Here is a 14,854-nt window from a genome sequence, read left to right on the forward strand (position 1 = left end):
CTCTTACCTAAGGAAAGGTGAAGTTGGTTTGGCTCTTAAGAAGGCAGATTAAAGTAGAAAACTGCCCCTTCAAGTGGCTTTCCTTCTGCCCATACGGTGCCTCCGTGACGGGCAATGATTCTTTGAACCAACGCGAGACCTACTCCCGTTCCTGAAAATTCCGACTCTTTGTGCAGACGTTGAAATACGCCAAACAATTTTGAATAGTACTGCATGTCAAATCCGTTACCGTTGTCTTTAACGTAGTACACAGTCTTGTCGTCTTGCTTAAGCGAACCGACTTCAATCATGGGCTGATCTTTCTTTCCGGAATACTTGATGGCGTTAGAGAGAAGATTGATCCAGACTTGTTTTAATAAATTGAAATCACCTTTTGCGGGAGGCAACTTAAGCAATTTGAATTTTTCAGGAATCATGGTTCCGCCGACAACAAGTTCTTCTACCACTTCTTTTACCAGATTATTCATATTGACTTCTGATATTGTAAGCTCGGCTCGTCCCAGACGCGAGAAGTTAAGGAGATCATCAATCAACTGCCCCATCCGCTTGGCATTTCTCATGATCCTGCCCAGGATAACCTGACCTTCGCTGTCAAACTGATGTGAATAGTCTTCAAGAAGGATCTGCCCAAAGCCGTTCATGATCCGCAATGGAGCACGGAGATCATGCGATATTGAATATGTGAATGCTTCGAGTTCCTGATTTAGTTCCTGAAGCTGCTTGGTCCTAACGGTGACGCGGTTTTCAAGTTCATTGTTGAGATTGAGAATCTCTTCTTCAGATTCTTTTCTTTGACTAACATCACGATAGTTGGCAACATAAGCCCGAACAGTAGGATCGTTCATAAGATTTGTGACGACCCCCTCCAGCCAGATGTAATTTCCGTTCTTATGAAGGAACCGGTATTGAAATGGCAATGGTAATCCAGGTTGTAGTTTTAGCTTGCGATAGAGTTCCAGGAAATCCTCTTTGTTCTCAGGATGAACATATTCAAGGACCGGCCGGCTTATTCTTTCTTCAAGCGTGTATCCCAGGATCCTTGTTACGGACGGACTCTGATAAAGAATATTGGAATCTTCATCATTGAGGACAATGGCGTCGACAATATTTTCAATCAACACACGAAAACGCTGCTCATTACTGGCAAGTTTCTCTTCAAAATTCTTTCTGTCAGTAATATCTCTGTAAGTAAACGTAATTCCATTAACATTTTTATCATTCATCAAATTAGTCACAACACCTTCTATCCAGATGCCATGACCTTTTCGGTGCTGTACTCGTACCTGAAAGGGAAATGCCTTACCCGGTTCCTTAAAAACAGAATCTACTACGTCTTTTAAAAGATGAGCATCTTCAGGATGTATAAAACGTTGATCAGGATGAGCCAATCTGTACTCTAAAGAAATACCAGTCAGTCGTTCTACAGCTGGGTTTTGATATTTAGTTCGTAGATTCTCGTCAGTGATAGCGATGGCATCCGCACTGCTGTCAAGAATGGATCGTAACCTCTGCTCACTTTCTGTTTGTCGGACCTCTGCCTCTTTTCTTTCGGTGATGTTGCGATAGTTGATGATGATAGCCTGGACATCCCGATCATCCAGAAGATTTGAAGCAATCCCTTCCACCCAGACATGATTTCCGTTTTTGTGAAGAGACCGGTATTGAAAATTGAAAGACTTACCCGGATTCTCCAGTAAGGTTGCAAAAAGTCTTTGCGCATCCTCACGGTCATCCGGATGAACAGAGTCAAGTCCACTCATTAATCTTCTTTCTTCGAACGTATATCCTGTGATGGAAAATACCCCCGGGCTTTGATAGGTAGGAACCAGCTTCCTATCAAAAAGTGAGATCCCTTCCGCACTGTTTTCAATAAGAGACCGGTAGCGTCGTTCATTTCTGTAGATCTCTTCTGTACGATCCAGAATTTTTTGTTCCAGACTTAAGTTGAGAAGTGCCAGCTTGTCTTCAATTTTCTTCTGTTCAATGTCTTTATTATTAATGATGAAGGCTGCCTGAAGAATAATAAGAAAGAACAGAATGATAAATGCGACGATTACTACTGATACTCCCAACTCATCGGTGATGGGCGACTTGGCTTGTCCGATCAGCTTCAAGTATCCCAGAATGACAGGAGAGACGATTGCTGCGGGGATGAGTAGTCTTGCAATCGTTCCGCCCGAGTAAGAGCTTGAGATCACAGACATAAAACCACGCTCTGTATTGGTAAAAAGTATAGCCGTTGCAACGAGTAAGAATGTAATAGCAGATTGTAACGCCATCGGTACATAGTACAGCAAACCGAAAGATTCCTTAACAGAATACAAATATCCTATAATGGCAAAAAGCGCAACAAGAATGGCAAGGAGTACGGCCAGATTTGCAATCCGTTTTGCAAAATCATTTGATAAACTGGTTAGAAGGACTGCGGAGGCAAGAATAGAAAAGTTAAAGGCCGTATTGGGGGCCATTCTATTGGAAATAACTCCAGGTAATTCTGATTGTAATTCGCCTGGGAAAAGAAATCCATCAATACCAAAGTGAGTTCCTAATAGGAAATCCGCTAGTCTCAGAAGTCCTACAATGATCACTGCAATTGATAATGAACAGGCAAAGACATATCCATTTCTGGAAGTTGAGTGAATGATGAGAAAGGAGACCGCTAGCAAAATGAAACACACCGCTGAGGTGGGATTCATGGTGGGTGTATTGGAAAAGGAGTGCTTTATGAAAGCGATGTCAAAAGCCCAACCTAGCAGAATCAGTGCGCCGATTAGTATGGCGACTCCCATCAGTAATTTTGAATAGTGCTTGAAACGATATTTCAATGCAAAATCGTGGGCAGAATTCAAGGTGAGGAAGCTTTAAGATTATTGAAAATAGCCCTGGGGTTCGGGCAATCACAATATAATTTTACAAAAATCCCGGGTCATAAATAAGTAATCCCTGAATTAAATGCGATTTTAACCTTTATTGAGATATAGGGAAGTACATATCAAAGGTGGCGCCCTTGTTTACTTCACCATTCGCGAGAATTATTCCATTATGATTTTCGATAATTTTCTTCACGATCGACAGGCCGATTCCTGTACCCTTGTATTCGTCCCTTCCGTGAAGGCGCTGAAAGACTTCAAAGATTCTATCCTTGTACTCAGCATCAAATCCAATTCCGTTATCTGAAATGGAAAGATGATAATATGTTTTATCAGGTAAGAGATTCGAAGGTGCCCCTGAAGAATTGCCTTTCATAGTATTGCCCTTGATCCTGATATGAGGAGTAATACCCTCTCTTGAAAATTTCAAAGAATTCCCAATGAGATTATGAATCAATTGTCTGAATTGAAATGGAATGATGTAAGCTTTTGATAGCTTGTCTGATTCTATCACTGCGTTCTTCTGGGCAATATCTTCCCTGAGATCCGTTTTCACCTGTTCAATGATCAGATTCAGATCCGTATTCTCAAAGTTTCTCTCTACGGTGCTGGTCCTGGAATATGCCAGCAAATCTTCAATAAGCGTTTGCATACGCTTGGCAGCATTTTGCATTCTCAGAAAATAATCTTTCGCATTGTCTGAAAGGCTGGCATACTCTTTTTCAAGGATATGTGAAGCAAAGGTCCGGATCTTCCGCAAAGGCTCCTGTAAATCGTGACTGGATACATAAGCGAAAGACTGTAATTCCGTATTCATCTTTTCCAGTTCCTTATTCTTCTGCTCGAGTTCAGCGGTTCGTTCGCGAACCTGTCTTTCCAGACTTTGTTCACTAGCTTCCAGCATCAGACGGTTCTTCCGTTCTTCTGTAATATCTCCTAGCGTTCCTATAATCCTTACCGGTGTCTTATCTTTATCATAGAAAACTGTTCCGCGGGTTCTTATCCAACCGATATCTTTGTTGGGTTTAATAATCCGGGCTTCATAAGAATATACTCCCGATCTCATGGCCTCATCAAAAGACTTCTCAACAAAGGCTATATCTTCCGGATGAATCTGCCCGCGCATCTGCTGATGAAGTAATACCACTGATTTGTCGTGGCCAAAAATCTCTGACAGTCTTGAGGTATGAATGATCGATCGGTTAACAAGATCAAGTTCCCATGTCGCAAGTCCCGATGCCTCACTGGCAAGTCGCAGGCGTTGTTCTGCATTCTCAACTTTTTGTCTTGCCTCTACTTTCTCCGTTACATCATTGACAGTAATAATAATGCCGGCCACTTTTCCGTCCGTTCCAAAAAGAGGAGCATACTCAAAGTCGAGATAGAATTTGCTCATCCCGTCATCCCCCTGTACATAAGCAACGGACTCCAGCTCCCTGTGGGTCTTACCAGAGTTATAAACCTCTTTTAGTAGCTCTGGATATTTCTGATCTTTTAATTCAGGAAAGACGTCTAAAGCTTTTTTGCCTATTACGTCACTTTCTTTTTTTCGCCAGATGTTTTCAAACATGATCACATTGGCCATCTCGATCACATGATCTTCTCCCATGAAAATAGTCATCGGAATAGGAGATTGCATGACCAGATTCCTGAACTGCTTTTCACTTTCAGTCAGTGCGTGCTTTGCGTTAACCGATGCTGTTACTTCTGTTGCAACAACAATGATCCCTGAAATATCTCCGGTTTCTTCTCTTAGCGGATGGTATACAAAATTGAAATAGGTCTGTTCATTTTTTCCATACCGATTCAGGATGACGGGAAATTCAAATCCATGATAAGGCACTCCTGTCGTCATTACGGAGGTTAACAATGCGCCTACAGCTTCTTTTACTTCCGGCAGCCATTCGAAAAGAGGTTTGCCGATAAAAGAAGTTCCTGTTCTTCCCACCAGCTCGAGATAGGTCTGATTTGCCATTTCCACAATGAACTCAGGTCCACGTAAAATGGTAATACCAAGAGGAGCCTGATCTACTGTATTGCGAAAGCGCTTCTCACTTTCTTCAATCTGCCTGAATGCATTCTGTTGTGAGGTGATATCCTGAAGGGTACCACTGAATCGTTCTGCAATATTCTTTTCGTTGTAGGTTGCCTTTCCTTTTGCCAGTACTCTTCGCTGTTGTCCGGTAAGAGGATTAGTAATGGTGTATGATATTTCATAATTGCCATCAGAACCAGGCCTTAACGCTTCTGAAATAGAATCAATTACTTTTTGACGGTCGTCATCTGCAATGTTGCCAAGCGCCAGAGGCAATTCAATTTCCTGATGCGGCGTAAGTCCAAACCAATCTTTTAACCGATCATTACCAATGAATTTATTAGTGGAAGGATTTAAATCCCATGTTCCAAGTTCGGCAGCTTCTATTGTGAAGCTAAGCAGATCTTCACGCTGCTTGATTTCTTTCAATGCGTTGATCTTCCCTGTGGTCTCACTGCAGGTGACCAGCACACCAGCTTCTTTTCCTGATTCGTCTTTAACGGGACTGTAGCTAAAGGTCCAGTAGACATCCTCAATTTTTCCGTTTCGATAGATGGGTATCAACTGATCTTCGCTAAAGGTAGCTACTCCTGTATTCAGCACCTGATCGATCAATGGTTTTATAATGTCCCAAATTTCCGCCCATGATTCTTTTGCAGGTTGTCCAAGAATGGAAGGATGTTTTCCATTTTGCCCCAGGCTTGGCCGGTAAGCATCGTTATAAAAACAAATTAACTCTGGTCCCCACCATAGAAACATGGGGAACTTGGAATTAAGAATAATGCTAAGCGTTGTGCGAAGACTTTGTGGCCAGGTTTCAGGAGGTCCAAGAGATGTTTTAGTCCAGTCTTTTGCGCGTGTGAGCGCACCCATTTCTCCACCACCTGAAATGAATTGAGAATTCAAATCAGCCTTACTGCTTTTCACCTGTTGGAAGATTAAGATTGCCGTTGACTAAGACCATTCAAAAAAGAAATTGGATTGTAATTTATAGTAGAATGGAACTCAAGCAAAATGTAAACTTCTTTATTTGAGAATTATTCAGTTTACTGTCGCTGAAAACTACAATACAAAAGGTGTGCCGTGAGAGAAAGAAAAGCAAATGAAGATTTACCTGGATATTCTCTTCATACGGGCCATATAGAATCCGTCAAAGCCTTCACTAGGCATAATGCTCTTCTGCTCCTGAAGCTCAAATTTTCCTTCATGGTTTTTCATGAATTGTTCAACCTGACCTTCATTTTCACTTGGCAGAATGCTGCAGGTAGAGTAAACCATAAGTCCACCAACCTTCAGCATAGTGCTGTAATCATTCAGAATAGTTTGCTGCTGAACCTTTACTTTTTCAATGAACTCGGATGAGAGTTTCCACTTGGCGTCAGGGTTACGCCGGATTACTCCAAGTCCCGAACAGGGAACATCCAACAAGACTCTGTCTGCAGAATTTTCAAGTCGCTTGATAACCTTGGAAGAATCAATGGCTCTTGTCTCGATCGTATCGCTGGCACCTGCACGTCTTGCCCGTTTCTTCAGTTCTTCCAGCTTAAATCCTTCAGTATCCATCGCAATGATCCTGCCTTTATTATTAAGGAGTGATGCAAGATGAAGAGTTTTTCCACCCGCTCCGGCACACGCATCAATAACACGTTGCCCCGGACTTACCTGCAGGAAAGGAGCGATCATCTGAGAACCGGCATCCTGAACTTCAAAAAGTCCGTCTTTAAATTGTTGTCGTGTGAAAATATTCTGACGTTCATCAAGGATCAATGCATCCGGAAATTCTTTAGGTGCATTGGTTTCAATCTGCTCTTCTTCCAGTTGTTTTTGCAGATCATGTCTTTGAATTTTTAATGTATTGACACGCAGAACAACTTTAGCCTGTTCATTCAATGCCTGGATCTCGCCATCCCAGGTGCGCCCTATTTCTTTCCTGCCAAGATCATCGAGCCAATCAGGAATTGATTCACGTATTTTGGTTGTGTTCTTTATTTTATCATATCGTTCAAAGAACTTGCCCTTGTCGACGGGAGGAAACTCTTCCCAATCCGGCATGGTAATTTTATTCCATACACACCACGCCTGCAGAAGTCTCCAGAAATCTTCAGGATCACAATCAATCAGATATGAGAACAGGCGATGCCATCTCACAATATCATACGTAGTCTCTGCTATGAAGCGACGGTCGCGCGCACCCCATTTGGGATTTTGTTTCAGGACCTTTTCTATGACCTTGTCAGCGTACCGGTTTTCGACAAATATTTCGTGGAGAGATTCAACGACTGCTTGAGAAAGATTGTGGAAGAGTTTCAAAATGATAAGTGTTTTTAGCCAGGCTACGTAAAACGCTTAAAAATGCATGTATACTGCCTTATTTGCCCGAAAGTTAGAGGATATTCATGGATACTTTATAACTTCAAAATTGTACTACCCAAAACATAATGCCTTTCGCTAAAAGTGCCTCGTTGAATAATTAAAGCTGATTGGCGATTTTTGAAACGTTTATTAAAACTAACACCCAACATCATGAGATCAATTGTTTTTTTACTAGTGCTTTTTGTATCCGCCCAGGCTATGGCTCAGGATTGGGGAGGCCTTTTAAAAGGAGTAAAGAAAGAAGTCGGTAATGCAGGTGCCAAGAAGAAAGCACAGCTTGATTCTATTGATTTTCAGTTGGCGATGTCAGTGAATGAGAATGCAGGATTCTTTGATGTTGATAATAAAGGAGAAGGCGGCGCGACAGCCATGTACATGTTGAAAGAGCGCTCTGAAAAAACAGACTCTGAAATAGCAAGAGATACACTGGCGTGGGCGACATTCTATTATAACCGCAGATGGTTTCAGCCTGCACAACTTGCCCTTGACAATGCGAGGAGCTACATGATTAATAAAGGACTGCAAAGAGATATCAGTTATCTGAAGTCCGAAACCATGCTGGGAGTCGTTTATCTTTTGCAGGGCCGTACCGAAAAAGCTGACAGCATCATTACAGTTTCACTTGAAAACACCCAATCAATATTGGGAGAGAAGAGTGTGGGCTATGCTGCTAACCTGAACAGCAGAGCCAAGCTTGAGGAAATGTCAGGGAAGTACAACGATGCTGAAAGGGATTTTGAAACTTCCGCACAGATATTAAAAGGGATCTTCAAGGAGAATAGCATGCAATACGCGGTGCTGCAGAATAATAAGGCAATGCTTTATCAGACACTGGGAAGATATCCGCAAGCCGTTGAATTAATGAAAGAGGCGATCAAAAATTCTGAAGTAAAGAAGGATGATAAATCATTCGATACAAGAAGATTTCAATCCAATCTTGCTTATCTCTATCAACTCTCGGGTGATTATGTCCAGGCCGAATCAATTCTATTAACGATCAAGAAGACATTTGAAAACCGCCTCCAAACGGTTGGACCTGAATATGCGGCATTGCTGAATCAGCTGGGGGTGCTTTATATCCAGACTAACAAGTATGATCAGTCAGAACCATTGCTTAAGAAGTCAGCGGAACTTTATAAAAAGAAATTTACAGAAGAAAGCCCATCCTTTGCGAAAGTGCAGAATGACCTTGGAACTCTTTATAGAGTTCAGGGTAAGTTCCCGGAAGCAGAGGCTGCGTTTCTGCGATCGATAGCAATCCGAAAGAGTGTACTGGGAGAGAATCATCCTGACTATGTGAAGTCAGTGGATAACCTGGGGATCCTGTATTGGAAGAAAGGAGATCTTACCAATGCCTATACCTACTTTAGTGAAGCGATGACAAAGTCTCTTGACTTTATCAATCAGTATTTCCCTCCTATGAGTGAGGTGGAGAAGACAAAGTACTGGGATATTTTACAACCACGCTTCCAGCGTTTCTATGGTTATGCAGTGGAAGCCAGTGTCAGCAAGCCTGAGATATTAAAAGATGTCATGGACTATCAGATTACTACCAAGGCGCTGCTTTTGAATTCAACCAACAAGATCAAAAAGGCAATCCTTGAAAGTAAGGATAAGCAATTGATTGAAGATTATTTATCATGGATTGGTCAGAAGGAAGCTCTGGCTAAATACTATTCTCTTTCAAAATCAGAGCTGAACGACCAGAAGATTGATATCAAGGCTCTTGAGCAGCAGGCCAACGCTTCTGAGAAAGCTTTGTCGCAACGCTCCGGCGATTTTTCCAAAGCATATTCCAGTGAGAAGATCAGCTATAAGAAAGTAGCGGGATTGCTGGGTGAAACGGAGGCACTGGTGGAGATCATTCGCGTGAGATCGTTTGACAAGGACTTCACGGATCAGTCGCGCTACGTTGCACTTATTCTGACAAAAGGACTTGATATCCCTAAGATGGTAGTGCTTGACAATGGCAGTCAGATGGAGACAAAGTTTGCCAAGTATTATAAAAACGCGATCATTCAGCGGATAGCGGATCAGTATTCCTATGAGCAGTATTGGTCAAAGATTGATCCATTGCTGGTGGGCAAGAAGATGATCTACTTTTCTCCTGATGGAGTTTACAATCAGATGAATATCAATACCCTGAAGAAGACGGATGGCGACTATGTTGGAAATCGTTTTGATGTTGTGACCATTGGTAATTCCAAGGACATCATTGCATTAAAGAGTAAGAAGGCTATTCTGAAAAAGACTGCTTTTGTGTTGGGGTTCCCCGACTATGGTGGTGCAGCAGTGGCATTGCCAGGAACAAAGGCTGAAGTAGAGAACCTTGCAAAGATCCTGAAGCTAGCGGGCTATACGGTCAGTCTGAGTGAACAGAAAGAAGCTAATGAAGCAAAGATCAAAGCAGTTAAAGGACCTGCTCTTATGCATATTGCAACACACGGATATTTTCTGGCAGATACGGATATTGGTACAGGCAATGCAATGGGCATCGATGCTGAGAATGCAAAGAACAATCCTTTGTTAAGGTCAGGACTAATTTTGTCTGGTGCACCGGATCCTGGCAAGCAGCAGGAATCTTCTGATCTTCAAAGCAACGACAACGGAATTCTTACGGCATATGAAGCGATGAATCTTTCTCTGGAAGGAACGGATCTTATTGTTTTAAGCGCATGTGAAACAGGATTAGGAGATGTGAGGGCGGGGGAGGGAGTGTATGGATTGCAGCGCGCATTTTTAGTGGCAGGCGCCAATGCGTTGATCATGAGCTTGTGGAAAGTGGATGATGCAGCGACACAGATGCTGATGACGAACTTCTATAATAACTGGACCAAGAGCGGTAATAAGTTAAAGGCTTTCAAGCTGGCTCAGACGCAGTTGATGGTGAAATATAAGGATCCGTATTATTGGGGAGCGTTTGTGATGATGGGGATGTGAGGTACGGACGGATAAGAAATAATAGCTTTTGAATCGAAGAAAAATGCATGACCACAGATGAAGCATAACTAAGTGCGTTTGCTTTTAAACTCAAATAGAATCGTTCATCATGTTGTTGCGTACCTACGGCACGCTGGTCGAACTAAACATAATCTTTCTACAAAGATTGGGTCCCGCTGGGACCAGTATCCACAAACATGTCCTATTGGGTTATTTAATGGTCGTGTATCAAAATCACCTATGACATCTCTCATTGCCGTTAGTTAACGGTCCCGGAGGGACCCAATATTTGTAGTCAACATCATCAGAATTTACACCGGTGCCGTAGGTACGCAACATTTTTTTATGAAGACATTGTAGCCGATGAATAGGATAACCCATTGTTTTAACCGTGGGTTATAAATTGATATCAATGCCGGTAACCATTTCAATGGTTTTCTAAACGCAGATTAATTTTGAAACCATTAAAATGGTGGAATGAAAATATCCTATCATCATCCCACGGTTAAAACCGTGGGCTTATAGAACCCATCAGCGAAGCTGATCATCCGTGTCAATCTGCATCCTTTCTCAAGCAAAAGCTGTATTGCTTTTTTATCTGTAAATCCGTGATTACTGTTCCTGTCTAAGTTTTTCATATGCCGTTTGTTTTGCCATGCCCCAAATATGCAACCGCCGCAAAACCAAAATGTCACGAACTGTTAGAAACTGTTACGAAACTACACGAACACTCACGATCTGTTACAAACTGTTAAGAACTGTCACGAACTGTTAAGAACTGTTAGAAACTGTTAAGAAACTGACCGCCTCGTCCGGAAGCGGGCGACAAACGCCCCAAAAACTTAGAGATTTTTAGTACCTCATCAGCGAAGCTGATAAATCCTGTCAATCCAGTATCTGCCGGATGGCTTTTTTTACCTTTTAATCCATGAATCCGTGTTTACGGTACGCCATATAGCCTTCTAGTGCTATATGGTTCCGTTTTAGGCTTTTCAGATGTAGATTGATATTGGGCCATACCAGACTCAACCCCAAAAACCTCCAAATCACCCCAAAATCGCCACTTTTGACTCCTCAACTCCAAACTTACACCTCCTTTTCTTCGTTTTTAGCCCATTTTGAGGGTTTTTAGGGGTGTTTCAGCTACGTTCCTCGGACGTTCCTCGTACTTTTCAGCTACCATTGCATGCTTTCTCTGATGTTTCTCTGATCGCTCTCTGATGTTTCCCCTATAAAAACGCTGCTTTCTCTGATAAATCTCTGATTCGTCTCTGATCACTTCCCTATAAAACGCCGTATTTCCCTATCTATTCCCTGATTCTTCTCTGATTCGCCTCTGATTGCTCTCTGATGTTTCTCTGATTCATGTCGGATCCATCTCCTTCGACTCTCTGATCCTTCCCCAAGCTTATGCGGAGTCTATTCAGTCTCTACCCAGTCTCTACTCGGAGCTTATTCAGATCTTACCCAATCTCTTGCCTGTTGACATCATGAAACTGACAACGAAGAGATGCTATTTTCTCTTTCCAAAGATCCTTAACAGATACAGGAATAGATTTATAAAATCAAGGTAAAGTGTAAGAGCTCCCATGATCGCTTCTTTTCGGTCTTCATCGGTGCCTTCATTGCCGATGATGTTCATATTCTTGATCTTCTGTGTATCATAAGCAGTAAGACCAACAAAGATCAAAACACCGAGATAGGTAGTGATCCAGTAGATCATTTCACTTTTCATAAAGATGTTGGCAATCGATGCGATCACTAATCCCATCAATCCCATGAACAAAAGATTCTTCATTTTAGAAAGATCCGCATTAGTGGTGTACCCATAAATGCTCATGACTCCAAACGTACCGGCCGTTATGAAAAATGTCGAGGCGAGAGATTCAGTTGTGTAGACCAGAAAAATTCCCGAAAGGGTTAATCCGTTTAATGCTGAATATAAAATAAAGATGAGTGTAGCCGTCGTTGCAGACATTTTGCTGACCCAGCCCGCCAATGCGCCTACGATGATGAACTGCACAACAATAATTCCAATGAATGTGATCGTGTTGCCAAAAACCATTTCCAGCAATGATGGTGAAGATGCGATGTACATGGCAACAAATCCGGTGATAATCAATGCAAATGACATCCATCCGTAGACTTTTGTCATGAACCGTTGGGTTTCTGCGATCGCTTCTTCAGCGCTCATGAGGGGTTGTTCGTTCATATAGGTTTTAGGTTAGGTCAGCAATCAGTTAGGTTTGAGGATCAAAATATTTTTCCACTCTTCTTTCCCGGTCAGTTTCATGATCATACGTCTGAATTTTCCGGTAGCAAACATTTCTGCCTGATCGGAATAATGATCACTCATCACATTTCCAGACTGTCCGGTGGGAGAGACGGTTATGCCCTCATTGACGTTTGCAAAATCCGTGATCTTACGGAGAGCGGGTCCGCCATTCACAGGGTAGTATCCGGTTGTGTCCAGATCAAAATGCAAATTGTTGATCACTTCACTTCCACCCGGAACTTCAAATGGCCCTACACCGAAGAATTTGTCCAGAGGTTTCACAGATGACAATGCATGTTTGTGTGTAAGCGTGTGAATCTTGTTCCAGGTCCAGCAGGTTGTACATTCTCCACTGGTCTCTTTTAATATTTTAAGTGTCTTAATCGCTGACTGCTCAATAATATCCTGCCTCTCTTCCACAACATCTTTTGTTCTCACATCATCCCACCATGGAGATAAATTATTCTTAATAAATGTCTCGTAAGAATTTTTTGGAATGGACGATTTCATAATCGCATCAAAGGCATCCGAACCCAGCTCATCCTCCATGGATCGCACCATGATCTGTGAAAGCATATTGTAATAAACGGATGGAGCAACGTCATTCAGCTGGTGATCACCATCCCAGTCCTTAAGAACCTTTGCCATCTCCTTGAATTCCGGTTTGCCTGTGAAGTCCAGTATCGAAGCGATCTCTTTTGCAATGGCAGGATGCATATTGGAAACAACGTCAAGGTTTATTGCCTTCATGTCATCTACGGTCCACTTTCTCTCTTTACTGAGAAGTTCAACAATTCTTCCAGAGCGGGCACGGGGATAATAATATCCGGGATACAAAACTCCATCCACCGTATCAGGCTGATTGTTTGCAGAATAGACATATCCCCACGGAGGATTGATGGCCTGTGGATTTTTTGAGAAGTCGTAGAACCCGATGTATTCATCTTTTCCATACGCCCCATCGAGGAATATCTTGGAGTTTACATGAGTGGGTCGGACCGGTAATTTGGCTACTGCCCACCATGCGATATTCCCGGCAACATCAGCATACATAACATTCAATCCCGGAGAAGAGAATAGTTCGGCGGCTTTGGCTGCATCTGCAAAGCTGGTTGCATGATTTAACTGATAAGCGGCCTGCAGTGATTCATTACTAAGATGATTGAGCATCCACGAAAGTGAAACAACGGTAGTAGCAGGCACTGTCTTTTCCATAATGCCGTTAATGATCGGGCCGTGACGCGTTGATTTGATTGCGAGTGTCAGATCTTTTTCACCTTTGATCTTTATTATTTCATCGCGGGTAGTGATGGCTTCCCACTGACCATTAAACATCACCTGATCAGGATTCTTCGGATCGATTGTTTCCGTAAAGAAATCGGTATCATCATTTTCAAACATGGTCAATCCCCAGCCGCAGAATTCATTATTGCCAAGCAAGGCAAAGGGAACTCCTGCGAGATGATGTCCATAAAAATTGAAACCCGGATAAGACAGCGATGCTTCATACCATACTGCTGGTTGTGAGAATCCGATGTGCGTGTCGTTTGCCAGAATGGGAAATCCTGACTTGGTATGTTCACCTGAAACCACCCAGCCATTGCTTCCCGACCAAAGAGGTATTGGAATTTTTTGTAAAGCTTCCGAAAGAGCCGCTATAAGAGAATCTTTCTCGAGTGTTTTTACCGGGCCTTTAAAACTTTTGATTCTGACTGCATCTCCGGGAGTCTGAATGGCAAGATCTTTTAAATAACTTTCACCCAGTTCAGTCTTAATTTTATTGATGACAGGATCGGCTCTGATTCCTTCGGCGAAACCAAATGACATGAAACCGATGGCCAGATAAATATCTTCCGGTACAAATTCAGTTTTGGGGATTCCCATGATCATGAATTCAAGGGGAGTCTTTCCGGTCCGCACGAATTCGTTCACACCTTTCTGATAAGACAGGGCAGCCTTCTGAAATGCTGATGAATCCTTACTGAGATATTTTTGAGCGTGAGTAGCAGCAAACTTATTGATGCCGAGTGTTCTGAAAAGCTTGTCTACAGGAAGCAGATCTTTTCCAAGAACTTCTGAAAGTCTTCCACCGGCAGCTCTTCGGATCATTTCCATTTGAAACAAACGATCCTGAGCATGAATATAACCCAGAGCAAAATAGGCATCTTCTGCTGTTTGTGCTGAGATATGAGGAACGCCGTATTCATCGTAACCAACACTGACTTCTGCTGTCAATCCCTTTAAGGTTACTTCACCGGAATATTTGGGAGAAGTAGTTCGCAGATAGATATAAACTCCCAGGACAAATACGGCAAGCAGGATAACAATGCCGATTAGAATTCTTTTCAGTATTTTCATTCG

The 14,854-nt window shown here is 42.4% G+C and carries 7 protein-coding genes; 1 reads left to right on the forward strand and 6 read right to left on the reverse strand.

Going from position 1 to position 14,854, the window contains the following annotated elements; genetic code table 11:
- Positions 1-35: 35 nt before the first annotated feature.
- The 3 genes from HOP08_13295 to HOP08_13305 all read right to left on the reverse strand — a co-directional run bounded on the left by HOP08_13295 (position 36) and on the right by HOP08_13305 (position 7,215).
- Positions 36-2,849, reverse strand: coding sequence for a PAS domain S-box protein (locus HOP08_13295; GenBank protein ID NOT75895.1), 2,814 nt, complete (start codon positions 2,847-2,849; stop codon positions 36-38).
- Between the two features lie 118 nt (positions 2,850-2,967).
- A complete protein-coding gene (locus tag HOP08_13300; protein NOT75896.1) occupies positions 2,968-5,778 on the reverse strand; it encodes a PAS domain-containing protein in 2,811 nt (936 codons plus the stop codon).
- A 237-nt stretch (positions 5,779-6,015) separates the two neighbouring features.
- A complete protein-coding gene (locus HOP08_13305; protein NOT75897.1) occupies positions 6,016-7,215 on the reverse strand; it encodes a class I SAM-dependent methyltransferase in 1,200 nt (399 codons plus the stop codon).
- A 213-nt stretch (positions 7,216-7,428) separates the two neighbouring features.
- Between HOP08_13305 and HOP08_13310 the strand changes: the two genes are divergently transcribed.
- Positions 7,429-10,218, forward strand: coding sequence for a CHAT domain-containing protein (locus HOP08_13310; protein ID NOT75898.1), 2,790 nt, complete (start codon positions 7,429-7,431; stop codon positions 10,216-10,218).
- A gap of 494 nt (positions 10,219-10,712) precedes the next feature.
- On the opposite strand, the gene HOP08_13315 is transcribed toward HOP08_13310, so the two are convergent.
- The 3 genes from HOP08_13315 to HOP08_13325 form a co-directional block, all read right to left on the reverse strand.
- Positions 10,713-10,856, reverse strand: a complete 144-nt coding sequence (locus HOP08_13315; protein NOT75899.1) for a hypothetical protein — start codon at positions 10,854-10,856, stop codon at positions 10,713-10,715.
- An 875-nt stretch (positions 10,857-11,731) separates the two neighbouring features.
- Positions 11,732-12,430 (reverse strand): Bax inhibitor-1/YccA family protein, encoded by a 699-nt coding sequence (locus HOP08_13320; GenBank protein NOT75900.1) that lies wholly within the window; start codon positions 12,428-12,430, stop codon positions 11,732-11,734.
- Positions 12,431-12,454: 24 nt separating this feature from the next.
- Positions 12,455-14,851, reverse strand: coding sequence for a penicillin acylase family protein (locus tag HOP08_13325; GenBank protein NOT75901.1), 2,397 nt, complete (start codon positions 14,849-14,851; stop codon positions 12,455-12,457).
- Positions 14,852-14,854: the final 3 nt, after the last annotated feature.

This window comes from Cyclobacteriaceae bacterium, assembly GCA_013141055.1.
Taxonomy (GTDB): domain Bacteria; phylum Bacteroidota; class Bacteroidia; order Cytophagales; family Cyclobacteriaceae; genus ELB16-189.

Bases quoted from the DNA above. Each gene is read 5' to 3' on its own strand.
- HOP08_13300 (NOT75896.1), bottom strand. From the start codon at position 5,778: ATGGGTGCGCTCACACGCGCAAAAGACTGGACTAAAACATCTCTTGGA.
- HOP08_13320 (NOT75900.1), bottom strand. From the start codon at position 12,430: ATGAACGAACAACCCCTCATGAGCGCTGAAGAAGCGATCGCAGAAACC.
- HOP08_13325 (NOT75901.1), bottom strand. From the start codon at position 14,851: ATGAAAATACTGAAAAGAATTCTAATCGGCATTGTTATCCTGCTTGCC.
- HOP08_13310 (NOT75898.1), top strand. From the start codon at position 7,429: ATGAGATCAATTGTTTTTTTACTAGTGCTTTTTGTATCCGCCCAGGCT.
- HOP08_13315 (NOT75899.1), bottom strand. From the start codon at position 10,856: ATGAAAAACTTAGACAGGAACAGTAATCACGGATTTACAGATAAAAAA.